Genomic DNA, 23,390 nt, shown 5'->3' on the forward strand with positions numbered 1-23,390 from the left:
AGATGGCAAATTAAAAAGACAAACAAAAGAAATATCTATGGATGGGGGCAACTGGGATAAATATAAAAACGAAAAGAATTAACAAAGATATGATTGAGAATACGTATGAATAGCTTAATTTTTAAAATCTTTCAGTTGCTACAAATTAATAAGCAATGCATGACTTAGAAAATTAGAGAAGCAACCAAATTTAGCATCGAAGTTATATCGCATAAAACAAAAGTATTGACTATAAAAATATTAGCGTGTATAATTTATCTCGAAATCGAAATAAATTGAAGGGTGGTGAGGATGTGGATCGCACGCAACAATCATTAAAAGCTTTTGTCGGTCTAAATCGAACTTTAGATACTTTGGAAAAAATTGTCCAACGAGATGTGAAAAATTATGGACTTAATATTACAGAATTTGCTGTACTAGAGTTACTTTATAACAAAGGTCCTCAACCCATTCAACGTATTAGGGATAGAGTACTGATTGCTAGCAGCAGTATTTCGTATGTAGTGAGTCAGCTTGAGGAGAAAGGGTGGCTATTACGAGAGAAGGATTTAAGAGATAAGCGCATATACAATGCAACGTTAACTGAAAAAGGTCAACAGTTTATGGCGGACATATTCCCGCAACATGCGATAACATTAGAACACGCATTTTCAGTGTTATCAGATGAAGAATTAGTGACATTACAACAAACATTCAAAAAGCTAAGTGCACAAAATGCCGACGTGTAAAAATGTGCACTTTTCTTTCAATTTAAAATTATCTCGAAATCGAAATAAGATAGAGGAGGCATTATTTATGACAAACAATCAATTATTAGGTATTCATCATGTCACTGCAATTACAGATGATGCAGCACGCAATTATAAATTTTTTACTGAAATTCTAGGTATGAGACTCGTTAAAAAGACAGTTAACCAAGATGATATTCAAACATATCACACTTTCTTTGCTGACGATGTTGGTTCTGCAGGAACGGATATGACATTTTTTGATTTTCTTGGTATTCCAAAAGGCCGTAAAGGCACAAATTCAATAACAAAACCATCATTTCGCGTACCTAATGATGATGCATTAGAGTATTATTTAAAACGTTTTGACGAATATGGTGTTGAACATGAAGGAATCCAAACATTATTTGGTAAAAAGGTATTACCATTTCAAGAAGAAGATGGTCAAGATTATCAATTAGTATCTGATGAAGGCAATACTGGCGTAGCACCTGGTAAACCATGGAAAAATGGACCAGTGCCAGAAGACAAAGCAATCTATGGCTTAGGACCAATTGAAATTACAGTAAGTTACTTCGATGATTTTAAAAAGTTATTAGAAGATATATATGGCATGAAAGTCGTTGTTAGCGAAGATGATGTTGCACTATTAGAAGTTGGTGAAGGTGGTAATGGGGGACAAGTCATTTTAAGAAGAGATTCTAAAAGTCCGAATGCCTTTCAAGGATATGGTGAAGTTCACCACGTATCATTTAGAGTTAAAAATCATGAAGCGATTGAACAATGGATTAAAAAATACTCAGAAGCACGCATTCCAAACTCTGGATTAGTCGATCGCTTCTATTTCGAAGCACTTTATGCACGTCTCGGCCACATATTACTTGAAATTTCAACAGATGGACCTGGATTTATGGGTGATGAGCCATATGAAACGTTAGGCGAGAAATTATCATTACCACCTTTTTTAGAAGAACAAAGAGATTATATTGAAACACAAGTAAGACCATTTGACACAACGGGTAAAAGCTATAAATAAGGAGGACGAACATGATGGAATCGATTCAACGCATTCATCATATTTCTGCAATTGTTGGAAATGCACAAGAGACTTATGATTTTTACACAAATATTTTAAACTTAAAATTAATTAAGCAAACAGTTAATTTTGAAGATATCGATACGTATCACTTATATTTTTCAAACGAGAAAGTAAATTCAGACATGGTGTTAACTTTCTTTAACTGGCCAAATCAATATAGGGGACGTATTGGTTCAGGACAGATTGGTCGTTTAGCATTTAGAATTCCTAAAGATAGTATGACAAGTTGGGAAATGCACTTAAATGCACACGGAGTCAAAACACGTCAAACGCAATCATTTAATCAACCTACGTTAGAATTTGAAGATATACATGGTTTAACGTTAGCAATGGTTGAAAGTGATGAAGAAATGAAAACAAATGACATTATTGGGTTTCATGGTGTCACTATGCTTTCTGCTAATCCAGAAGCCACTCGACAATTATTACACAATGACTTAGGTTTGGAACATGTTCAAACTACGAGCGACAATGTTCAACTTCAAACTGTAGGAGACATTCATCATCAAGTTATTGTCAAAAATTTTGTCAATCCACAACGTGTGCGCTGGGGTACAGGTATCTTTCATCATATTGCTTGGGCCGTGCCTAATAATGAATCGCAACTAGAGTGGCGTAAATATATGGTGAATAAAGGGTTTAACGTTACAGATGTGAAAGAACGTTTTTACTTTCATGCAATTTACTCTAAAGAACCTGGGCATATAATCTTTGAATTTGCTACTGTAGGACCAGGGTTTATGGTTGATGAAGATATCGATGAATTAGGTACAGCACTTCAATTGCCACCGTTCTATGAAGCACGTCGTCATGAAATTGAAGCAGCCTTAACACCATTAAAATTAAATTCATAGTGAGAAAGTGGGGATAGAAATGGAACATATTTTTAGAAAAGGTCAAGAAGATGCACCAACGTTAATATTATTACATGGCACAGGTGGTGATGAAGCCGATTTAATTCCATTCGGAACGGCTTTGAATTCTGATTATAATTTGCTAGGTATTCGTGGTGAAGTGAATGAAAATGGAATGAATCGTTATTTTAAACGTCTGGCTGAAGGTGTTTATGATGAAGCCGATCTTAATTATCGTGGACAGCGTTTATTAGATTTTATTCATGAAGCGACAAAGCAATATCATTTTGATTTAGATAAAGCGGTATTAGTAGGGTTCTCAAATGGTTCTAATATAGCTATTAATTTAATGTTACGTCCAGAAGCGCCATTTAAAAAAGCATTGCTATACGCACCACTATATCCAGTTGATGTGACGTTAACTAGAGATATGAGTAACGTTCAAGTCCTATTATCTATGGGACAAAATGATCCGATAGTACCATTAGAACAAAGTCGAAAAGTGATTAATCTATTTAAACAGAATGGTGCTACGATTACAGAAGTTTGGGTAAATAGTCATGAAATAACTCAAGAAGGACTAGAAAAAGGGCAAGAACTTTTAGCTAAATAACTTAAAAATTAAAGTTCCTAAAGGGAGTCAAAACGCTTTAGGAACTTTTTAATTTAACTTTTAAGTGTTTTTAAGCGTTTAAAACCTTTAAATATAATTGGAATAAGTAGAATGAAGCCGAATAATCCCATAATAGGGAAGACTTTTCCGATTAAAGAAATAAAGCCAATAAATGTGCAAATGTACGTTGCTATCGCCATGATGATAATCATGACATAGTATTTAGTAGTAAATGGTTCACTAAAACGTGCAGCAAAGGCATACATTAAGCCGACAACAGTGTTATAAATCACTAACACCATAATCACAGACATAATCGTCCCCAAAATAGGAGATATATGTTGAGCAAGTAAAAGTGAAGGTAAGGCAACACCTTTGATTTCCGTGTATTTCGTTAATAATCCAAGATTAATCATTAGTATTAAAAAAGTTACAATTAGCCCTCCGCATAATCCGCCCCAAAGCGTCGAAGATTTATATTGGAGACGACCACCCATCACAGATAAAAAGCTAAAAGCAGCTGCAATTTGTAAACTTGCATAGTTTAAGCCATCAAACCACCAACCAGGCGAATGTGTTTGAAGTTTGTTATTGTCTGAATCCACAATTGAAAAATCGAGATGTCCAGTTATAAAGTAATAAACAGCAATAATTGTTACTACAATGATTAGGAAAGGAGTGACCATGCCTAAAACAGTAATAAGACGTTCGAATTTTAAAAATAGTGTAGCTAAGATTAATAGCACTAATAAGAGCGAGCTAATCCAATATGGTAATTTAAAGCTTTCATGTATTGTAGAGGCACCGCCAGCCGTCATAATAATAGCTAAAGAAAGTAAAAATAATGTTAAAACAATATCAAAAAATTGGGCGATTGTTGGGTGTAAATAGTAACGAATTGCTTGTGAATGATTGTACGCTCTGAGACGATATCCTGTATTAAGAACGAAGATACCACCAACAGTAATCATTGCTCCTGTAATAATCAGACCAGGAATACTGCCACTCCCATGAATCGTAAAGAATTGAAAAATTTCTTGACCAGTGGCAAACCCTGCACCAACAACGACACCTACAAAAGCAAAGGCGACCATCATTGATTCTCTAAATGAACTCATGTATGTTATCCTTTCTAACCAAATAGTATATATATACATTTAAAATTAAATTTATTATATAAAGCAATATCTATATATATTAGACTATTTTGAGAAAAAAAGAAATGGGAAGTTTGTCTCAAGAGTAAAGTTGTATTTTTGGAATATACAAATAGCGATATTTCCCCTATAACGTGTATGGTATAAATACATCTTAAGTTTAATCAAGAATGGGTTAGACAGTCTTAATGCATTTAGCATTAAAATTTGCTAATATATAGCATGATTCATAAGAAAGTATATCGTAAAAGGGGGGCACTATGTCGTTTAATCTGCCAATTATGTTAGTCATCGTGTTGTTTTTAACACTAGGAATATTTAGTCAATGGCTTGCCAATCGTATTAAATGGCCGTCAATCGTCGTCATGTCGATTGTAGGTTTATTAGTTGGTCCGATATTGGGTTTAGCAAATCCTAAAGAAACGCTTGGTTCTGACATTTTTAGTCCTATTGTTTCATTAGCGGTTGCGATTATTTTATTTGAAGGGAGCAGCAACCTAGACTTTCGTGAATTGAAAGGTATTTCTAAAGCTATATTACGTATCATCACTGTAGGTGCTGCGATTGCTTGGGTATTAGGTGCTATAGCATTACATATGATTTTACATTTTCCTATAGCCGTTGCTATCGTTGTTGCTGGATTGTTTTTAATCACGGGACCAACTGTCATTCAACCACTGCTCAAGCAAGCGAAAGTACGAAAAAATGTCGATTCTATTTTACGTTGGGAAAGTATTATTCTTGATCCCATTGGCCCCATATTAGCGTTAAGTGCCTTTTATATTTATCAAATTATTGATGAAGGTTTTGGTTTGCATGTGATACTTATATTCGGCTGTCAGATTATTGGTACGATTGCGATTGGATTTGGTGCATCATTCTTGTTCAATTGGCTAATTAAATTAGACTTTATTTCACAAGGCCTTATGCCGTCAATTCAACTAGTCTTTATTTTATTAGTTTTTAGTATATGTGATCAAATACTACCTGAATCAGGTTTGCTGGCTGTTACTATTTTTGGTTTGATGATGGCGCGTCAAAAACGACATGATTTAATTTTTAAAGAATCAGATCATTTTATTGAAAATTTATCATCTATTCTGGTGTCAACTGTATTTATACTTATCACATCATCTTTAACATCAGATATTTTAGTCAATATATTGTCATGGCAATTAGTTCTGTTTGCATTAGTAATGATTGTTCTTGTTCGCCCTATATCCGTTCTGCTTTCAACTATAGGCACTGAGATAACGAAAAAAGAGCGTGCCTTAGTCGCAATGATGGCACCTAGAGGAATCGTGGTATTAACCGTGGCACAATTTTTTGGGGCTTTATTTATGGATAATGGTGTAAAAATGGCATCTTACATCACGCCCGTAACGTTTGGTTTAGTCTTTATTACTGTCGTGATTTATGGCTTTAGCTTTACACCGCTTAGTAAAGGACTTGGATTAGCTAGTACAGAACCACCTGGTGTCATCATCGTTGGGGAAAGTGCCTTTTCGTTTCATTTAGGATCAAAATTGCGTGAACATCATATTCCCGTTATGGTCTTCAACTTATTTACCAATACGACAGAAGAAGCTCAACAATTAGGCTTTGAAGTGTTTGAAGGTAACTTGTTGTCAAGCAATGACCGCATCTATGCCGATTTAATTCGCTATAATAAATGTTTACTGATGACTAAGTCATTTATTTTTAATAGTCTGGCTTTTAATGAATTGGTACCTGAATTTGGCTTAACTAATGTGGATATGATGCCTGTATCCTTTACTGATGAACAAGCTCGAAATAACTTGAATGGCCCTTTACGACATCATATTTTATTTGATGAAAATCATAGTCCGAAATGGTTTGACAACTGCATTGTTAATCAAAATATTATCGATGTTCCAGCTGCACAATTTGATTATGATCATTCATCTGATATGATTATTTATCATATTGATGACAATCAGGTTGTTAGGTTTAATCATAGTACTAAAAAGATGCCACATTATGAAGACGGTATTTATGGCGTGCTTAAAAATGTATATAATGTTTAAAATAACAAACGCGCATCAATAGAAAAAGATGCGCGTTTTTATTGAAAAAATGTGTCAGCTAATTAAGATAGCGATCATGCATTAATGTCTTGAGAATATCGATTTGTTCTTGAATATGGTAACCATCATTGGTATCACGTATTTTTTTGCGTTGTAGCTCTTCATCTACGACTCGACGTACAGATAGTTCATCAGCCCCATCAGATAGTACTTTATCTTTCGTATTAAATTCTTGGTGAGCAACAAGCTGCATACCGAATGAATTGTATAATAATGTATAGCCAGCAATACCTGTAGTTTTTTGATAGGCTTTTGAGAAACCACCATCAATTACAAGCATTTTACCATCAGCTTTAATTGGGTCTTCTCCATCAATTTCCTTAACAGGTGTATGCCCATTGATAATACGTCCTTCATCAGGATTCAGACCAAAGTCTTTTAACATTTTACGAATCATGTCCACATCTTCACGTAGGTGATAATAAGGGTTCTTTTCTTCTTTATGTGAGACCTTATCTTCAATAAAATAACGTTCAAATGTTGTCATGGCACGTTTACCAAATAATGAACTATATTTACCAGTCCATAAATACCACACTAGGTCAGTAGATAAGTCGTCTGTAATATCCTTATGGTCAAATGCTTCACGTACATGCGTTTCAAATACATCTAGTAAATCACGTCCTTGATGTTTCACACCTTCAATTTCAAAAGCTTCCATTTCTCCATTTTCATCAACAGGAATACAGCCATGGATGAGTAAATTACCGTTATAAGGGAGATATAATGTACCTTTTTGCATTAAAAATGACATATGACGTTTTAATTTTTCTGATTGTTGGAATGACAATAACAGCTTATTAATAACATCTTCTTCTTCAGGTAACAATTGACCAGGATTTTGTGGATCCACAGTAGTAAAGCACGTATTTGTTAATGGGTAGGTCTTACCATACACAGTAATCTTGTTGTTGTCATAATCTGTTTTTTCAAGCACGAGACGCTCTTCCATTTCAAAGTTTGGACGTCGTTTAATAATAGGTATTTCTAATTTGAATTGGATTATGGCAATCGCTTGATGTATTTTTGTTATTTGATCTTCTTCTAGTTTCGTTAAAGCAGCTTTTTTATCCGGCCGTTTTTTAGGCTTGAAAGCAGGATTGTTCCCGTCATAATAGGCTTCCGCAAGAGTGAGTAACGGTCGTAAATTAATGCCATATGCATCTTCGATAATATCTAAGTTATCATAACGCGCGCAAATGCGAAGTAAGTTGGCTAAACACACCTTTGAACCGGCATAGGCACCAATCCATAATACGTCATGATTACCCCATTGGATATCGACAGAATGATAATCGATAAGTGTATCCATAATTTTATCTGGTTGAGGTCCACGGTCATAAATGTCACCAACAACATGGAGATGGTTTACGACTAATCGTTGAATTGTATAAGATAAACCGATAATTAAATCATCTGATTGTTCAAGTTCAATAATTTGGTTCACGAGTGTTTCATAATAAGATTTTTTGTTATTAAATTCATTGCTTTTGTACAATAGTTCTTCAACAATGTAGACATATTGCGTCGGTAAAGCTTTCCGCAATTTTGAACGTGTATATTTAGAAGAACAGTATGTAATAAGTTCAATTAGGCGTTCAATCGTAGTGATATACCACAGATTGAGTTGTCCTCTAGAATTAAATTCATTTTTAATTAGCTTTAACTTTTCTTCGGGATAATAAACAAGGGCAGCTAAATCATTAATTTCTTTAGTGGTTAATTTATCTTTAAAGATATCATTTATTTTCGCGCGTACGTTGCCTGAACCATTGCGCAATACATGTTGGAACGAATCATATTCACCGTGTAAATCACTGACAAAGTGTTCCGTGCCTTTTGGTAATTCTAAAATAGACTCTAAATTAATAATCTCAGTTGCTAATTTTTCTGGGCTATCGTAATGATGGGAAAGTAAATCTAAATACTTTTGCTTAAGTTCACTTAGTGTATTCGGTGTCATAATTGCGTCACTCCTGTATATAGTTTAAATCGAAATAATACTTCTATATCAATGATTAAATCGCTTACATAAATTATTAACAAAAATACAGAACATTTCAACATAAGCGCTTAAGAATAAAAAAACTTAGAAGTTATGTTGCGTCACTTCTAAGTTCTCTATTTATTATTTGATATTTTTACGTTTTTTGAAAAAGAGTCGATAAGCAAGATAAAGGATTGCAATAATTAGAATGATATACATTACATAAGAATAAGTATGAAGTGCATTCATCAGTACGTCGAAGCTATCGCTAAGTACACGACCTAATAAAATGAGCGCAAAGTTCCAAATCGTAGTACCTAATAATGACAGTGTTACGAACTTAACAACATTCATGCGGTTAATACCTGCTGGAATGGTAATCAAGACACGCAATACAGGAATAAAGCGACATAATAATACCGCCCAAGCCCCATATTTCTTGAACCAATCGTTTGCACGTTTTAAATCTTTGCTTTTTAATTTAACCCATTTGCCATATTTATCAACAAATCGATATAGACTGTTTTCTGAAATAAGACGGCAGAGATAGAATAAAATTAATAAACCAATAAAAGAAGCGATTGTTGAAATCGTAAATAATATTGCAATAGATAGGCCGGATTTCACAGACATTAAACCGGCAAAGGTTAAAATAATTTCAGATGGTACGACGGGTAAGACATTTTCTAACAAAATTAAAATAAAAATGGCAGTATAGCCCCATTGATTTATAAAATCAGTAATGATTTGTTCCATAAAGACAGTAAACTCCTTTAAGATTTAACAATCCACTTTAGTTATATCAAACAAAAAATTCATAGTAAATTCATTATAATCAAATTTACTATGAATTGCTTGCTTTATCATTTATTTAGCTATAATTTTGAAGTTATTAACTCATTTTAATGCTTTTAAGAACTGATGGTATAACTGTTGCGCTTCTTCATTGTTTGTGACGCCATAGACGTTCATACGACCATCTTGAAACAGTGTCATGCGGTAATTTTGATAGTGTATCAGCTTAGCGAAAGGTGTTTCTTTAATGATATGTCCTGGGAAATGATGTGCATAGTCAAAGGCGTGTGTTTGGAAACGAAATAAATATGTTTTTCCACATAAATTTTCGATATGTGTTTGTTGTTTGGTTTCCAATATCTCATAATAACCTTGCACACATACTTGACAGTTGTCATCTTGTAATGCATCGACGTTAATAGCCTTATATGAGACGTTGAATACATCGAGTGTAATTAATTGTTTTGAAAAGCCTACACCAATGAGGTATCGAACGGCTTCCATCACTTCATAACTTGCGACTTGTGAAATGATAGATGGAAGAACACCATTTATTGCACAACTTTCACCCGTCTCAGGAATATATTGTAGCAAGCATTTTAAACAAGGACCTTTAAAATCTATGCCATACACCGTTCCTTTACTGCCAACCGCAGCACCATAAACCCAAGGAATTTGATATTTATGGCATACTTCATTTATTAAATAACGAATTTTAAAATGATCCATACCGTCAATCACAATGTCTGGTTGCACGCTTGTCAATAATGCTTCTATCGTTGAGGACTCGACTTCTTGATAGAAGGTCGTTACATTAACCTCACTATTAATGTGTTGAATATGTTGTTTGATAGCCTCTACTTTAGGTAGCATATTATCTGCGTCTTCTTCAGTATAGAGTGATTGACGATGCAAATTAGATGTTTCAATGATATCCATGTCAACAATATATAAATTTCGCGCCCCCATACGAGCTAGTTGTGCAGCAACATGACTGCCTAGCGCACCAGCACCCATAATTAAAATTTGCGCGTGCGATAGTGCAGTTTGTCCATGTTCGCCAAAAGGGGCAAAACGTATTTGTCGCTCATAACGAGACATTATAAGAAACCGAGTCCTTCAGTTGGGCTAGATGCTTGTGCAGTATATTTAACTGGAATACGTCCTGCCTCATAAGATAAGCGACCTGCTTGGATACCTAATTTCATTGCTTCTGCCATTTTTACAGGGTCTTTTGCCCCTGACACAGCTGTATTGAGTAAGATACCATCAGCCCCTAATTCCATAGCATGACATGCATCTTTTGGTGATCCAATGCCGGCATCAACAATTACAGGAACATTGGAATTTTTAATGATATAACTTAAGTTAAGCTGATTATTAATACCTCGGCCTGTACCAATAGGTGAAGCAAGCGGCATTACCGCATGAACGCCTAGTTCTTCCAATCGTTTTGCTAGGACGACATCATTAGAAATATAAGGGCAAACGATATAGCCTTTTTCTAACAATACTTTACAAGCTTCATACGTTTCAAATGGATCGGGTAAGAGTGTTTCATCATCACCAATCACTTCAACTTTAATCATGTCACATACACCGGCATGATTAGCAATTTCAGCAATACGAATCGCTTCTTTCGCTGTTTTTGCTCCAGCTGTATTTGGGAATGTAATAAAATCTTTGAGATTAATATTTGCAAGTGGGTTTGGTAAATTTTTGTCATATAAGTTCATGCGTCTTACCGCAAAAGTTAAGACATTTGTTTCTGACGCTTCAATCGCTTTGGTTTGAATGTCTTCATTGTCAAATTTACCTGTGCCTAATAATAAACGTGATTTTAATTCTAATGAGCCAATTTTAAACATATTATCCGCCTCCAACAAATTCTAGTAATTCTAATTTATCGTCTTGTCTTACCGTGTGACTGTGGTAGTCATCTTGTTTAATTAAAGTGTCATTATATTCAACGATGACACGTTTCGGATCTAATTCTAATGCAAGTAACACATCTTGAATGGATTGTTCCTTGTCAAATGTGAAAGGGTCACCATTAATCATGCACTTCATATGTTTCCCTCCTAGTCGCTGAAAATGTGTTATAAATATCTGGTTTGATACCAGATAACAACCAATTTGCAATATCTCTGCCAATAATAGGTGACAATAAAATACCGTTACGGTAGTGACCAGTAATGGCAAATAGACCATCATCAATGCGATCCATAATCGGTAGTTCTTGTTCAGTGTATGGTCGCACACCAGACCATTGTTTAATGATTTTACTGTGCGCTAATGCTGGAATGCGTTCGCTTGACTTTTCAAGTAACCAATGTATTCCATCATCGGTATTGCCGACAGAATAATTATCAAAGTCGCTGGTTGCACCAATTAAGAAACGGTTAGGTTTCTTAGGTACAATATAGCAACCATTTGTCATAAAAACGGTTTCGGTAAGTTTCAAGTCATTATGTTCGACTAAAATAACTTCACCTTTTACCCCGATAACTTTACGTGGCAAATGATAATGTTCAAGTAATTCTGATGACCATGCACCTCCTGCGACAATCACTTTTTGCGCATATAATGTACCGGTTGTTGTCATAACTTGATAAAAGCCATTATCTTTACGTATATTGGTAACTTCTGTTTCATAGTATCGATGAATATCACGCTTTAAAATCGATTTTAATAAGGCTTGTGTGTAATGATGTGCATTAATTTGTCCGTCTTTTGGGATATAAATTGATAATGGACTAGGATTGATTGTGCCATGTGAAAGTTGCTTTAAAGCGTTATCGCTTAATTTAGTGACACTTGAATCATGTGCATTTAAAAATTCATACTGAGCCATTAAGTGATTAACATCATCTTTGCTGCTAGCTACTTTAATTAACCCAGAATTTTGAAACTGAATGTCGATACCTGTTTCTTGAAATAAGTCTGCGGCTAAATCAGGAAACATAGCTCGCGATTCAAGCGCGAGACGAAATAGAGCGCTGTCATAAGTAAATTCATTTTGAGCGCCTAACATTCCACCTGCCTTATAAGAAGCATGTTTGCCAGGAACATCTCTATCAACAATCGCAATATCCAAATGGCTTTCACTTAAAGAACGTGCAATGGACATGCCGATGACACCTGAACCAATAATTAGTACATCATGCATGATGATGCCACTCCTTTCGAAATTGATGAATAACTGAAGCGGATGATTTCATAAAGAAAGAAATTGCACATATTCCAGCAAATTTGGGGGATAGTTTGCGGATAGTATCCGTTGTTATACCACCAATTGCATATACAGGGATGGGAACTTCTAATACCGAATCGATTTCAACTTGAGAACGTGGCGGTAAATTGGGTTTTGAAGGTGTAGGAAAAATATGCCCAAAAAAGACCGCGTCAAGTCCCGCTTCATAAGCCCGGATTACCGAAGATAAATGATGTGTAGACATAGATACGTGTATGTCAGGATATTTAGACTTAAGATGAAATGCTTGTGCGTCATTTTCTCGGAAGTGAATATTCTGTAATCCCAATGTATTTAACAGCTTGACATCACTGTGTATCATCATCTTAGATTTTGGAAATCCCTGATAAATTAACTGTTGAATAAAGTGCTGTAATTCCTTCTGAGACATAGAAGTTCTAAAAAGTAAAAAATCTATGTCCTGCTCGATAGTAAGAAAGTGCTGCAAATCGTTGTTGTCTAAAAATTTATATTCTGTTATCGCAATGAAAATGAACATCACCTCATTTAAATTAAAAAAACGCTAAACCCAAGTAGGGAATAGCGTATAGTATCGTTACTTTATATCCTTCGCCACTTCCCTACGCCAGTACTGTCTGGATCAGGTTCCAGGAATTATAAAGTCTCTTCTTTACTCTCAGCCTTAAGATAAAAGGCACTTCCAGTGGATGATTATATGATTATTAGCGTTTAATTTAACTACATTCTACAAAAGAATATGGCTGAATTCAAATTTTAATACTGTTTTTAATTTATAGAGATACGTTTTTGATAAAAGATATATGCTTAAATGTGCATGAATAAAGGCAAAATAACAAATATTAATTGTTTTAATAGGTAATTCAAATTATTGCAAATAATTCGATGTATATTTGTTGGTTTTATGCATTAAAGTTTATAGAAATTAAATTCAAATAATTAGTTAAAATTCATTGAGGTACTGATTTTATGGGCATTTAACATAAAAATAGTCAAATTATTCCGATGTGACGGCTAAGAATATGCAAAAAATATAAAAAAATTGACAAAAATGTGAATTTAATATTGAAACCGCTTCCGCAATCTGCTAATATGATAAAAAAATAACTTAAAAAGCCTATGATGACAGTGTTAAAAAGGGAGTCATATAACATCGTTAGACAGACTTTTTTTGAAACTTCTTCAACAGCAATTTAAGAAACGACAAAATTTAAGGAGTAACAAAAGTTATGATTCAAAAAAGAAGTAATGTTCGTTGGTACTTTGCAATCGCGTTCTTTATTATTGGTGTCATTGCGTACATGGACCGTTCAAATATTTCTTATATCGCGCCACAAATGATGGCAGATTTAGGAATGGACAAAAAGCAATTTGGGTTATTAGCTTCATTCTTCTCATTAGGTTATGCATTAATGCAGGTACCTTCAGGAATGTTAGCCGAAAAATTTGGGCCAAGAAAAATGATTACGATAGCATTATTATGGTGGAGTGCTTTTACTATTTTTACAGGTATGATTAAGCACCATGGCTTGCTTTACTTTGTAAGATTTTTATTTGGTGTTGGGGAAGCACCAATGTATCCATCAAATGCAGTTTTTAACTCGACATGGTTCTCTAAAACAGAAAAAGGTCGTGCTTCAAGTGCATTGCTTGCAGGTTCTTATTTTGGCCCTGTGCTCGCACCTATTGTAACGATAGCCATTGTTAATGCATTTAACTGGGAGGCAGTGTTCTATATTTTTGGTGCTGCAGGTATATTAATTGCGATTCTTTGGGGAATTATCGCTAAAGATTTACCAGAACAGCATAAAATGGTAAATGAAGCAGAAAAACGTTTTATTATGGAAAATCGTGATATTGTGCAAACATCAAAATCAGTAGCACCTTGGGGACAATTCTTCCGTCGTTTTAGTTTCTATGCCATTGCAGGACAATACTTTGTAGTGCAATTTATCATTACATTATTCTTAATTTGGTTGCCTACATATTTAACTGAACAATATCATGTTGCTTTTAAAGATATGGCAATTAGTTCATTGCCTTGGTTAATTATGTTCTTCCTCATTTTATCAGCGGGTGCAATCTCAGATAAAATTTTAAGTACAGGTCAATCACGTTTTGTATCTAGAGGTGTGATTGCGATTGTAGGATTTATTGTTTTTGCTGTAGCCATTTTCTTTGCCGTGCATACGGAAAATCTATATGTCACTATTTTCTGGTTATCATTAGGACTTGGTGGTATGGGTATTTCAATGGGAATGAGTTGGGCAGCAGCTAATGATATTGGACGTAATTTTGCAGGTACTGTATCAGGTTGGATGAACCTATGGGGCAATATCGGTGCATTAGTAAGTCCATTCTTAGCAGGTGCGTTAGTAAGTTCTTTGGGATGGACAATGACTTTCCAATTGCTTATTATTCCAGCAGTAATTGCAGTAATACTTTGGTTCTTTGTAGCACCAGACAAACCATTGCTTAAAGACGAAAGTAAAACTTTAAAATAAACTTATTACTAAAGGAAATCTCTACTATATTTGAAATAAACAGTTGAAGATAAAAAGTCTTCAGCTGTTTATTTCATTCATGAAGGATTATAATAAAAGTATAACTTTAAAGGAGTGAATGTGATGATTATTATTAACGCTAAATTAAAAGTAGCAGCTGAACATCGAGAGGCATATTTATCTCTAATGAAAGATTTGGTAGATGCCACACAACAAGAGCCTGGTAATTTATTTTATCATCACTATGAGGATGTTACAGAACCTAACTCATTTGTAGTTGTTGAAAATTATCGCAATCAACAAGCCGTAGATGCACATAATAAATCTGCACATTTTAAAGTATTTAGTGATAATATTGGCAAGTACGTGAGCGAGCAACCTGTGATTGATGTTGCAGAAGTCAAATGAGAATAATATGCTAGTAAGTATGATGTTTGGATTATTCTAGTGTATATTTGAAATGAATGTGGTGTGTTTTAATAAATTGCTTTAACAACACATGTGCAATAAGTAGCATCAGTAAAGTTTACACGTTTAATAACCTCTTTTCCAATCATGGAAGAGGGGTTTTTGATGTGTAAAGCTCTTGCTCATAGCACTATAGTTAATGGTAGAATAGAAAATATTGTGACATAGAGGATTGTTTCAAATGATTGATAGAAAGGAGAGATAAAGGTGACTTCATTGTTCACATCGCTAAGCCAAATAAATAAAGACAAAATAGATTATCTTAAAGGCTTACGACAAGGATTGTTAATGATTATTCCAGCATTCATAGGTTACTTTATGGGTTACTTTAGTCTTGGAATTCTGGTGGCAACAGGCACATTATCTCATATTTATGTTTTTAAAGGTGCAGCAAAGTCTATGATTAGAACGGTTATTGTTTGTTCTTTATCCTTTACCACCTGTATGATGCTAGGCACATTAACTGTTATACAACCTGTGTTGTATGGGCTTTTACTACTTATTGTTACTGTCATACCGTATTATATGTTTAATGCTTTAAAAATCGCTGGGCCATCATCAACATTCTTTATCGTAACATTTGCCTTATCTAGTAACTTGCCTGTCGATCCGGCTAGTTTTTGGGTGAGAGGTTTAGCAATGTTAGTTGGGGGATTACTAGCAACAATTGTTGTCTTAATTACGATATGTCTTACCAAAGAAAAGCCTGAAGACCAAGCAATTAAAGCGGACTTCCAAATGATTCAACACTTAATGCATCACTATGATAATCCCGATGCGTTTAAACAAGCAACACAATCTGCGGTAGCAACTTTTAATAATTCAGATAAACTTTTAATCACATCAGCAGCTAATCATCATGATAAATATAGCGCGCGTTTTCAAAAGTTATTACTCTTACATACTACAGCACAAGGTATTTATTCAGAATTACTTGAATTACATGAGAACCAAGTGCGCCCTTTGCCACAAGACTTAATTCAAATGGTTGAAATGATTGTACATAATGCTACTAGCAAAGGAGAAAAACAGCAATTATGGTCAAAAACTGTCGATATTGATAATACATTCGATAATTTAGAACAGCATATTTTAAAAATAGATGCGTTAGTTCATGCTCAAGACACACAACTTGAACATGAGGCCAAAGTCCGTCAACCACTATACAGTAAACGTATTATTCAGAATTTAACACTTGATTCATTTGTTTTTAAAAACACTTGTATTTATGCGCTTGTTATGGCAGTTGCTATCTTCGTGGCATTAGCATTTAATATTCAAAAGTCATATTGGATTGTAATTTCAGCTCATACAGTCATGCTTGGTATGACAACTGTTCGAATGTTTGACCGTGCATTCGCTCGTGGCATTGGAACAATTCTTGGGGCTTTGTTATTATCCGGTATTCTTTATTTCCATCCTCATACGATGATTGCCGTTATTTTAATGGGGGCAGCTGCAGCTATGACCGAAGCTTTTGTAGGTGCAAATTATGCTTTTGCCGTTATTTTTATTACCACGCAGGTCATTTTACTCAATGGTTTAGCTTCAGGAAATTTATCGATGGAGATTGCCTATACACGCATATTGGATGTTATTATCGGAATTACTATTGCTATAGTAGGAATTTTAATATTAAATCGTAAAACGGCATCATCTATGTTGCCTCATACAATTGCAGAAGTTGTACGTAAAGAAGCTAGCGTATTTCATTATTTATTTTCAGCAAACTATTATGACAACGATGCGTATACACGTACAGAAAGTGTGGATTTATCGGTTAAAATGTCGAATATGATTCAAGTATATCAATCAGCAAGTGGTGAAATTTTTAGCAATAGAGAAGTAATTAATTATTACTATCCTAGTATTTATGCGTTAGAAGAAATCAACTTTATGCTAATGCGCGCAATGGCTGATCACCAGCGCTATACCATTTCAGATACACAGTTAGGAGAATATTTAGTAACATTTGAAAATATCGCGAAACATTTCGATATTCAAAGTCAGTTAACCTTAAATACACTTTCAGATTTACCACAATATAACTACATTAAATCGGCTTTGATGAAACTACAAAACAATTGTTTGGCTGAGCGTAAAGACATTTCGGATGCCGAAGATGGCAGTGCTACGCAACAAGGCTGATGGGTTTATATCATGGCGTATAGGGTATGTTATTAATTAAATACGTGTTATTGAAGGAGTGTTATCATGCCTTGGACAATGAGCGATTATCCGCCTTCTTGGAAGAATTTAGCGCAACTTGAACGTAAAAAAGCGATTGACATTGGAAATGCAATGCTCAAGGATGGTTATGATGAGCATGATGTGATTCCAATTGCTACACAGCAAGCAGAAAAATGGTATCAAGATGCAACCGAATCAGAATTAGAGCAACTAAAGCATAAACATATTACACAACACGAGAAAGATAATAGTGCGCAACCACAACTAAATGATCACAACGTTCATGTATATTTTGAGGATGAAAAATGGAAAGTTAAAACATCAGGAGCAAAGCAGGCAACAGCAACTTATAATACTAAAAAGCAAGCAGTAGAACGTGCACAAAAGATTGCAGAAAATCGACATACCCACGTAATCACGCATAAGAAAAATAGTCAATAATATTACTAAGAGTCTGGGATATAATTATATTTCAGGCTCTGAGTTCTATATTGGCATTAGTTGACTAGGATTGAAAATACGCTAATACCAAGCTTTTTTCAATCCTAGTCAATCTTGCCGGAGCGGGACTACGAATTCATAATGAATGCTGTCCCGCTCCCTTAATTATATAATGATGTGAGTGATGACAGTGTTAATTCCTTATGTTTAAGTCAAAATTCGTTATAATAGACATGTAACGAAGACGGGAGGAAGTAATATGTACGTAGAAAGAAAGCCATCACTTTACATAGAAGACTTAAGACATGAATTTAATAGCAATATTAACAATTTTAAAAATAGCGATGAAGCCTTTAATACATTAATTGGCTTTGTTGAATTAGATCATATTTATTCATCTGCACTAAAAGAAATTTGTACTAAGCTAGATATTTTAGATGATAACTTTAATTATGTTTATAAGCATAATCCAATTCACCATATGGAACGTCGTATAAAGGAAATGAGTAGTTTAGTGAAAAAGCTTAAGCGCAAAGGATTGCCTGTCAATGCACAAAATGCGAAAGAACATATCATGGATATCGCCGGCATTCGTGTGGTCTGTAATTATTTAGAAGATATTTATGAGATTGAGCGTATGCTTGTACAACAAGAAGATGTTGAATTATTAAAACGTAAAGATTATGTTGAACATCCTAAAGAAAATGGTTACCGTAGTTTACATCTTGTTGTAACAATTCCAGTATTTTTATCAGATAGTGTCCAAATCACACCAGTTGAAATTCAAATTAGAACCATTGGCATGGATATGTGGGCAAGCTTAGAACATAAAATACGCTATAAAAATAACGCAAATACGGAAGACTACAAAGACCGCCTAACAGAATGCGCCAATGAAATTACAAACGTCGAAGCAAAAATGCAACAAATGCATTCCGAAATATCAAAACGATAAACGACCATGGAAAAGAAGACGCCAAGCATTTCATGTTCTGGTGTATGCTTAACTATATAGAAGTTCACTATAATAGTGACTATTAATATAAAAATAATTAAGGTGTTATAAGAATGAACAAACAGAATTTTTCGACAGAACAATATACATTGAAACATTATGATCATGAGCAAAGCGAAGTCGTATTTGCTGGAGATAGATCATCATCAGACATCATTGTCTTTATTCATGGTGCGATGATGACTTACCGTATTATGGCAATGTTCGAGCCGTACTTCAGAGAATATCAAATGATTTTTGTCAATTGTCCAGGCAGAGGAGAAAGTTCCGAATTAACAACAACGAAAGACACTTTAGATGATTATTCTGAGAGGATATATGATGTATTGAGTCAAGTGGTTGAGCAGCATGGAATTAAAAAGATGATGTTGCTAGGCTATTCAATGGGTGGCATGATAGCGACACGACTACTTAAATTTAATACATTACCAATTACACATCTTGTCTATTTAAATAGTGCAGCGCGGATAACCCCGAATACCAGTATGCTGTCGCGATTATTTTCAGGTGATAGTAAGCGTGAACATTTAAAGGATGAAATGGCAGCAATAAAAAACTTGCCACAGTATATATTAGATAAAACAGTTTATGCCAAAACTGAAAGTGCTAAAGATATATTTTCCTTTTTAGCACCAGTAAAAACGATATTAACGGATATTGAATATTCAATTAAAGCGGACTATTTACCAGACATTGAAGAGATTGAGCAATTTCCTAAACTGCTATTTATATCTGGAGAAGATGACGAAATTATTCCTTATACTGATTCGCATGAAACGCTACTAAAATATCAAGAGTTTGGTGGTACTGCAGTTGAAGTTGTTTACCCTGGTATCGGTCATTTAGATTTTCCTACGGTCCTAGAATCTCAAGAAGATGATACGAAAGGTATTGTCGATCAAATAAAAGCATGGGTAGCTTCATAAGTGGGTTTTAAGACTGCCGTATGTCTAAAATTTTTAAAAATTTTTAAAAAAAGCTTGCACGTGACGTAAGGTCATAGCGTACGTTAACGGTAGGAGGTGACTTGAATGTCTCAATATAGTATCGGAGAAGTAGCACAGCAATTTAATATTACAGTGCGTACATTACAGTATTATCACAAAAAAGGTTTATTGCTACCTGCAAGTACAACGGATGGACAACGACGTATGTACAATGAACAAAGTTTAAAACGTTTGAAATTAATCTTATTGTTGAAAGAGTTAGAACTGTCGCTTGATGACATTAAGAAATTATTAAATGACGATCAACAACTAAAATCTTTGAAACTGATATTACAATTGAAGAAAGAGAACTTAGAACAAGACATGCATGATGCAAAACGCACTGTCGATACAATTAATCAATTACAAAGGATGATTGCACAACATTCTACTTCTCCAATAGAAGAATTTACAGACATTCATCTAATGATGACAAAATCAAAACAACTTAAATCTTTTTATCGACGTCTATGGTTAAGTGCGGGTGTGATAGGGGTTATTCAATACACAAGTATTGTTATTAGTATTATACACCGCAGCGCGCTACCATTTGTCAAAGTTCTATCATTGTTGGTGATTTATGGGATAGGTATTGTATATTTTTATCGACACTATATTTATTATTTATGCCCAAATTGTCACACACGCTTTAAACCAGGAATGTGGTCATTTATTAAAGCGCGACATACGATGCATACACGTAAGCTCTCTTGCCCACATTGTCACGAAACACATTATTGTGCTGAAGTTAAATAGTCCATCAGTTATACAATCCTCCAAACTTTTATTAAAAAGTGTTGGGGGATTTTTTTATGCTTAAAAAGTAAAAATATAACCTTGAAATGTATCATTGATTAGTTCAATACAGCTGTGCAATCAAAAAGAAAGCGCTTGCAAAAGTAAGGGTGATATATTAATATACTTGTATACAAGTTAGATTGTAATAAAAATAAGTGAGGTGATGAGATGACTGACCATTATCCAGTTGCTTGGCAAGAAGGCATGACGAAAGGTGAAGCACTGGCAGCCGAAATTCGTTTACAAATTGTTAAAGGTACAATACAAACAGATACTTTGTTAACCGAAAATCAAGTGGCAAAGCAGTATAACGTAAGTCGGTCCCCAGTGCGTGATGCCTTTAAGTTATTACAAACCGATCAACTGATTCAATTAGAACGTATGGGCGCGAAAGTATTAGCATTTGGTGAACTAGAGAAAAAGGAAATGTATGACTTGCGGCTTATGCTTGAATCATTTGCTTTTGCCAAAATTAAAGATAAAGACCTTCAAAGTATTGCGAAAAATATGCGCAAACATCTTGAAATGATGAAAGTTGCAGTGCAATTTGAGGATGCCGAAGCATTTACAGAACATGATTTTAAATTTCATGAAACAGTTATTTTTGCTACTAATCATCAATATTTAAAAACGTTTTGGCATCATTTAAAACCGGTAATGGAAGCACTAATTCTACTTTCTATGCGACAACGTATGCAGCAAGATATAGAGGATTTTGAACGCATTCATCATAATCATAGCGTTTTTATAGATGCTATTGCGTCTTATGATACAGCAAAGTTACGTGAAGCATTTCATTTAAACTTTGATGATGTTGGTAAAGACATTGATAGCTTTTGGTTACGTTAAATAACAAAGAAAGAGGGGTTCGTTATGAAATATATGATTGGTGTCGATATTGGAACGACAAGCACAAAATCAGTACTTTACGATGAACATGGACAATTTATTATGAAACATCATATTGGTTATCCACTGCATACACCAAACGTTGATATTTCAGAAGAAAATCCTGATGAATTATTCGATGCAGTACTAATGACAGTTAAATATGTCGTGCGTGAGGCAGATATTGCTAAAGAAGATATTAAATTAATATCCTTTAGCGCACAGATGCATAGTCTCGTAGCCGTCAATGCAGCGCACCAACGCTTAACTGAAAGTATCACTTGGGCGGATAATAGAGCCAGTCACTACGCAGAACGATTAAATAAACAACATCACGGTTTGAATATTTATCAACGTACGGGTACACCTATTCATCCGATGTCGCCGCTAGCAAAAATATTTTGGATGAAACATGAACAACCAGAAATATTTCAGCATACAGCGTACTTTTTAGATATCAAATCTTACATATTACACCAACTTTTTGATACGTTTGTCATCGACCATTCGATGGCATCAGCTACAGGCTTATTTAATTTAGAAAAGCTAGATTGGGATGATGAGGTGCTTGATTTACTAGGTATTTCAAGAGATCAATTACCTCAGCTTGTATCGACAACGCATATTTTAAAAGGCATGAAAAAGCGTTATGCAACATTGATGGGCATAGATGAAAATACCCCTGTGATTGTTGGCGCAAGTGATGGTGTACTTTCTAATTTAGGTGTGAATAGCTATCGGAAAGGTGAAGTTGCAGTAACAATAGGGACTTCAGGTGCAATACGGACGGTTATTGATAAACCACGCACGGATTACAAAGGACGTATTTTCTGTTATGTGTTGACAGAAAATCATTATGTGATTGGTGGTCCAGTAAATAATGGTGGTGTCATCTTGCGCTGGTTACGTGATGAACTTTTAGCCAGTGAAGTAGAGACTGCAAAGCGTTTAGGCGTCGATCCTTATGATGTGTTAACGAAAATTGCTAGCAGAGTAACACCAGGAGCGGAGGGATTGATTTTTCATCCGTATTTAGCGGGAGAGCGTGCACCGCTGTGGAATGCTGATGCACGTGGCTCCTTCTTTGGTTTAACGCTATCACATCAAAAGGAACATATGATACGTGCAGCATTAGAAGGTGTATTATTCAACTTATATACGGTGTATTTAGCTTTGATAGAAGTCATGAATGAAACGCCAAATAAGATTAAAGCGACAGGTGGTTTTGCGAAAAGTGAAGTATGGCGTCAAATGATGGCGGATATTTTTGATACTAAGTTAATTGTGCCAGAAAGTTATGAAAGTTCGTGTCTAGGTGCATGTGTCTTAGGCTTATTAGCATTAGGTGAGATTGAAGATTTTTCTGTAATCGAAGATATGGTAGGAACAACACATCATCATGAGCCAAATCCGGATACGGTACAGATTTATCAACAATTAGTATCTATCTTTATCAACTTAAGCCGTTCACTTGAAGATCACTATACAGAAATAGCTGCATTTCAACGTAAGAATATAAATTAAAAA

Annotated in this window: 22 protein-coding genes and 1 riboswitch; of the genes, 14 read left to right on the top strand and 8 right to left on the bottom strand. The window is 34.7% G+C overall.

The window, feature by feature from the left end:
* Positions 1-293 precede the first annotated feature (293 nt).
* From HMPREF2597_RS09130 to HMPREF2597_RS09145, 4 genes are all read left to right on the top strand, one after another.
* Complete coding sequence (locus HMPREF2597_RS09130; RefSeq protein ID WP_002478630.1) at positions 294-728, top strand: MarR family transcriptional regulator MhqR; 435 nt, start codon at positions 294-296, stop codon at positions 726-728.
* 67 nt (positions 729-795) lie between these two features.
* On the top strand, positions 796-1,764 hold the full coding sequence (locus tag HMPREF2597_RS09135) for a ring-cleaving dioxygenase MhqE (RefSeq protein WP_012990722.1): 969 nt from the start codon (positions 796-798) through the stop codon (positions 1,762-1,764).
* 11 nt (positions 1,765-1,775) lie between these two features.
* Complete coding sequence (locus HMPREF2597_RS09140) at positions 1,776-2,681, top strand: ring-cleaving dioxygenase (RefSeq protein ID WP_002478632.1); 906 nt, start codon at positions 1,776-1,778, stop codon at positions 2,679-2,681.
* 19 nt (positions 2,682-2,700) lie between these two features.
* Complete coding sequence (locus HMPREF2597_RS09145) at positions 2,701-3,294, top strand: methylhydroquinone degradation carboxylesterase MhqD (protein ID WP_002478633.1); 594 nt, start codon at positions 2,701-2,703, stop codon at positions 3,292-3,294.
* Between the two features lie 53 nt (positions 3,295-3,347).
* Here HMPREF2597_RS09145 and HMPREF2597_RS09150 read toward each other — a convergent pair whose 3' ends face one another.
* Positions 3,348-4,412, bottom strand: a complete 1,065-nt coding sequence (locus HMPREF2597_RS09150; protein WP_002478634.1) for a YkvI family membrane protein — start codon at positions 4,410-4,412, stop codon at positions 3,348-3,350.
* A 299-nt stretch (positions 4,413-4,711) separates the two neighbouring features.
* On the opposite strand from HMPREF2597_RS09150, the gene HMPREF2597_RS09155 reads away from it, so the two are divergent.
* Entirely contained in the window at positions 4,712-6,499 is a 1,788-nt protein-coding gene (locus HMPREF2597_RS09155; RefSeq protein WP_002478635.1) for a cation:proton antiporter, read from the top strand.
* A gap of 58 nt (positions 6,500-6,557) precedes the next feature.
* On the opposite strand, the gene HMPREF2597_RS09160 is transcribed toward HMPREF2597_RS09155, so the two are convergent.
* From HMPREF2597_RS09160 to HMPREF2597_RS09190, 7 genes are all read right to left on the bottom strand, one after another.
* Positions 6,558-8,522 carry a fructose-bisphosphatase class III gene (locus tag HMPREF2597_RS09160; protein WP_002478636.1) on the bottom strand — a complete coding sequence of 655 codons (1,965 nt, stop codon included), beginning with the start codon at positions 8,520-8,522 and terminating at the stop codon, positions 6,558-6,560.
* A gap of 165 nt (positions 8,523-8,687) precedes the next feature.
* Complete coding sequence (locus HMPREF2597_RS09165; protein ID WP_002460418.1) at positions 8,688-9,302, bottom strand: undecaprenyl phosphate transporter UptA; 615 nt, start codon at positions 9,300-9,302, stop codon at positions 8,688-8,690.
* A 141-nt stretch (positions 9,303-9,443) separates the two neighbouring features.
* Positions 9,444-10,442, bottom strand: coding sequence for a ThiF family adenylyltransferase (locus HMPREF2597_RS09170; protein WP_070817278.1), 999 nt, complete (start codon positions 10,440-10,442; stop codon positions 9,444-9,446).
* Complete coding sequence (locus HMPREF2597_RS09175; protein ID WP_002478638.1) at positions 10,442-11,209, bottom strand: thiazole synthase; 768 nt, start codon at positions 11,207-11,209, stop codon at positions 10,442-10,444. Before HMPREF2597_RS09175 ends, HMPREF2597_RS09170 begins: the two co-directional genes overlap by 1 nt.
* Before the next feature lies 1 nt (position 11,210).
* Entirely contained in the window at positions 11,211-11,411 is a 201-nt protein-coding gene (thiS, locus tag HMPREF2597_RS09180) for a sulfur carrier protein ThiS (protein ID WP_002460415.1), read from the bottom strand.
* Positions 11,395-12,510, bottom strand: a complete 1,116-nt coding sequence (gene thiO / locus HMPREF2597_RS09185) for a glycine oxidase ThiO (RefSeq protein WP_002460414.1) — start codon at positions 12,508-12,510, stop codon at positions 11,395-11,397. Before thiO ends, thiS begins: the two co-directional genes overlap by 17 nt.
* A complete protein-coding gene (locus tag HMPREF2597_RS09190) occupies positions 12,503-13,093 on the bottom strand; it encodes a thiamine phosphate synthase (RefSeq protein ID WP_002478639.1) in 591 nt (196 codons plus the stop codon). The genes thiO and HMPREF2597_RS09190 overlap by 8 nt, the downstream gene beginning before the upstream one ends.
* 62 nt (positions 13,094-13,155) lie before the next feature.
* Positions 13,156-13,267: riboswitch (TPP riboswitch) on the bottom strand.
* A gap of 535 nt (positions 13,268-13,802) precedes the next feature.
* Between HMPREF2597_RS09190 and HMPREF2597_RS09195 the strand changes: the two genes are divergently transcribed.
* From HMPREF2597_RS09195 to gntK, 9 genes are all read left to right on the top strand, one after another.
* Complete coding sequence (locus HMPREF2597_RS09195) at positions 13,803-15,077, top strand: pyruvate MFS transporter (RefSeq protein WP_002460411.1); 1,275 nt, start codon at positions 13,803-13,805, stop codon at positions 15,075-15,077.
* Positions 15,078-15,200: 123 nt separating this feature from the next.
* Positions 15,201-15,485 carry a putative quinol monooxygenase gene (locus HMPREF2597_RS09200; protein ID WP_002460409.1) on the top strand — a complete coding sequence of 95 codons (285 nt, stop codon included), beginning with the start codon at positions 15,201-15,203 and terminating at the stop codon, positions 15,483-15,485.
* A 267-nt stretch (positions 15,486-15,752) separates the two neighbouring features.
* Entirely contained in the window at positions 15,753-17,693 is a 1,941-nt protein-coding gene (locus HMPREF2597_RS09205) for an FUSC family protein (protein ID WP_002478640.1), read from the top strand.
* 66 nt (positions 17,694-17,759) lie between these two features.
* Positions 17,760-18,176 carry a DUF2188 domain-containing protein gene (locus tag HMPREF2597_RS09210; protein ID WP_002478641.1) on the top strand — a complete coding sequence of 139 codons (417 nt, stop codon included), beginning with the start codon at positions 17,760-17,762 and terminating at the stop codon, positions 18,174-18,176.
* A gap of 259 nt (positions 18,177-18,435) precedes the next feature.
* Entirely contained in the window at positions 18,436-19,131 is a 696-nt protein-coding gene (locus HMPREF2597_RS09215) for a GTP pyrophosphokinase (protein ID WP_002460404.1), read from the top strand.
* Between the two features lie 113 nt (positions 19,132-19,244).
* Positions 19,245-20,117, top strand: a complete 873-nt coding sequence (locus tag HMPREF2597_RS09220; protein ID WP_002478642.1) for an alpha/beta fold hydrolase — start codon at positions 19,245-19,247, stop codon at positions 20,115-20,117.
* A 105-nt stretch (positions 20,118-20,222) separates the two neighbouring features.
* Positions 20,223-20,933, top strand: coding sequence for a MerR family transcriptional regulator (locus tag HMPREF2597_RS09225; RefSeq protein WP_070817279.1), 711 nt, complete (start codon positions 20,223-20,225; stop codon positions 20,931-20,933).
* Positions 20,934-21,143: 210 nt separating this feature from the next.
* Positions 21,144-21,824: a GntR family transcriptional regulator gene (locus HMPREF2597_RS09230; protein ID WP_002460400.1), complete on the top strand. Its 681-nt coding sequence runs from the start codon at positions 21,144-21,146 to the stop codon at positions 21,822-21,824.
* Between the two features lie 24 nt (positions 21,825-21,848).
* The gene (gene gntK, locus HMPREF2597_RS09235; RefSeq protein WP_002478643.1) at positions 21,849-23,387 is read left to right on the top strand and encodes a gluconokinase; all 1,539 of its coding nucleotides are present in this window, start codon (positions 21,849-21,851) and stop codon (positions 23,385-23,387) included.
* Positions 23,388-23,390 lie beyond the last annotated feature (3 nt).

Source organism: Staphylococcus sp. HMSC063A07 (genome assembly GCF_001836955.1).
Classification (GTDB): Bacteria; Bacillota; Bacilli; order Staphylococcales; family Staphylococcaceae; genus Staphylococcus; species Staphylococcus lugdunensis.

Excerpts from the sequence above, each read along its gene's own strand:
- HMPREF2597_RS09135 (WP_012990722.1), top strand. The coding sequence starts at position 796 with ATGACAAACAATCAATTATTAGGTATTCATCATGTCACTGCAATTACA.
- HMPREF2597_RS09140 (WP_002478632.1), top strand. The coding sequence starts at position 1,776 with ATGATGGAATCGATTCAACGCATTCATCATATTTCTGCAATTGTTGGA.
- HMPREF2597_RS09145 (WP_002478633.1), top strand. The coding sequence starts at position 2,701 with ATGGAACATATTTTTAGAAAAGGTCAAGAAGATGCACCAACGTTAATA.
- HMPREF2597_RS09150 (WP_002478634.1), bottom strand. The coding sequence starts at position 4,412 with ATGAGTTCATTTAGAGAATCAATGATGGTCGCCTTTGCTTTTGTAGGT.
- HMPREF2597_RS09155 (WP_002478635.1), top strand. The coding sequence starts at position 4,712 with ATGTCGTTTAATCTGCCAATTATGTTAGTCATCGTGTTGTTTTTAACA.
- HMPREF2597_RS09160 (WP_002478636.1), bottom strand. The coding sequence starts at position 8,522 with ATGACACCGAATACACTAAGTGAACTTAAGCAAAAGTATTTAGATTTA.
- HMPREF2597_RS09165 (WP_002460418.1), bottom strand. The coding sequence starts at position 9,302 with ATGGAACAAATCATTACTGATTTTATAAATCAATGGGGCTATACTGCC.
- HMPREF2597_RS09170 (WP_070817278.1), bottom strand. The coding sequence starts at position 10,442 with ATGTCTCGTTATGAGCGACAAATACGTTTTGCCCCTTTTGGCGAACAT.
- HMPREF2597_RS09175 (WP_002478638.1), bottom strand. The coding sequence starts at position 11,209 with ATGTTTAAAATTGGCTCATTAGAATTAAAATCACGTTTATTATTAGGC.
- thiS (WP_002460415.1), bottom strand. The coding sequence starts at position 11,411 with ATGAAGTGCATGATTAATGGTGACCCTTTCACATTTGACAAGGAACAA.
- thiO (WP_002460414.1), bottom strand. The coding sequence starts at position 12,510 with ATGCATGATGTACTAATTATTGGTTCAGGTGTCATCGGCATGTCCATT.
- HMPREF2597_RS09190 (WP_002478639.1), bottom strand. The coding sequence starts at position 13,093 with ATGTTCATTTTCATTGCGATAACAGAATATAAATTTTTAGACAACAAC.
- HMPREF2597_RS09195 (WP_002460411.1), top strand. The coding sequence starts at position 13,803 with ATGATTCAAAAAAGAAGTAATGTTCGTTGGTACTTTGCAATCGCGTTC.
- HMPREF2597_RS09200 (WP_002460409.1), top strand. The coding sequence starts at position 15,201 with ATGATTATTATTAACGCTAAATTAAAAGTAGCAGCTGAACATCGAGAG.
- HMPREF2597_RS09210 (WP_002478641.1), top strand. The coding sequence starts at position 17,760 with ATGCCTTGGACAATGAGCGATTATCCGCCTTCTTGGAAGAATTTAGCG.
- HMPREF2597_RS09215 (WP_002460404.1), top strand. The coding sequence starts at position 18,436 with ATGTACGTAGAAAGAAAGCCATCACTTTACATAGAAGACTTAAGACAT.
- HMPREF2597_RS09220 (WP_002478642.1), top strand. The coding sequence starts at position 19,245 with ATGAACAAACAGAATTTTTCGACAGAACAATATACATTGAAACATTAT.
- HMPREF2597_RS09225 (WP_070817279.1), top strand. The coding sequence starts at position 20,223 with ATGTCTCAATATAGTATCGGAGAAGTAGCACAGCAATTTAATATTACA.
- HMPREF2597_RS09230 (WP_002460400.1), top strand. The coding sequence starts at position 21,144 with ATGACTGACCATTATCCAGTTGCTTGGCAAGAAGGCATGACGAAAGGT.
- gntK (WP_002478643.1), top strand. The coding sequence starts at position 21,849 with ATGAAATATATGATTGGTGTCGATATTGGAACGACAAGCACAAAATCA.